Below are 920 nucleotides of genomic sequence, written 5' to 3' on the forward strand. Positions count from 1 at the left end.
GGCCTTCATCAAACCTATGTTGCCTTCCTGAATCAGATCAAGGAATTGCAGACCGCGATTGGTGTACTTCTTGGCAATAGAGATAACCAAGCGTAAGTTGGCTTCCACCATCTCTTTTTTGGCACGTCTGGCTTTGGCTTCGCCAATGCTCATGCGACGGTTGATATCTTTAATATCAGCGATACTCAGGCCGGTTTCTTCTTCAACCTGGTTCATCTTCGAAATGCAGCGCTCAAGCTCTTCTTTGTGAGTAAGAAGATCGGCAACGTAGGGTTTACCGGAGTTGAGTAGTTCGACCAACCACTGTGAACTGGTTTCATTACCAGCAAAGGCTTTGATAAAGTCTTTCTTTGGCATCTTGGCGTGCATAACGCAGTGCTTCATTACAATGCGCTCTTGAACTCGCACACGATCCATCATGCCGCGCATGTTTTTAACCATACGGTCAAATTGCTTGGGTACCAGGCGGAATTCTTTGAAGATTTCACTGAGTGCCGCAATTTCAGTTTTGGCATCGGCGTGATCACGACCTTTCGAGGAGATAGCATCACGGGTTTTGATGTATTGTTCGCGCAGCGCTGAAAACTTAAGGCGCGCCAGCTCAGGATCTACTCCAGAATCACCGTCGTCATCGGCGTTATCGTCTTCGTCTTCGTCCTCATCATCGTCTTCATCATCCAATTCTTCTTCGGATAACTCTGAGCCGATGTGAGTAGCTGTTGGAGCAACGTCGGTTTCGTTAGGATCAATAAAGCCCAGAACAATGTCGCTAAGGCGAATTTCTTCAGCTTCAAATTGGTCCCACTGGTCAAGTAGGTAGGTAATGGCTTCAGGGTATTCAGCAACAGAACACTGAACTTGATTAATACCGTCTTCGATACGCTTGGCAATATCAATTTCGCCTTCACGGGTCAGAAGCT

1 protein-coding gene is annotated in these 920 nt (G+C 46.8%); it reads right to left on the minus strand.

The window, feature by feature from the left end:
* Window positions 1-920, minus strand: a 920-nt coding sequence (locus J0A65_RS10645) for a sigma factor (RefSeq protein WP_269814655.1), incomplete at both ends; no start/stop codon positions are given.

Source organism: Bowmanella yangjiangensis, assembly GCF_017255015.1.
Taxonomy (GTDB): domain Bacteria; phylum Pseudomonadota; class Gammaproteobacteria; order Enterobacterales; family Alteromonadaceae; genus Bowmanella; species Bowmanella yangjiangensis.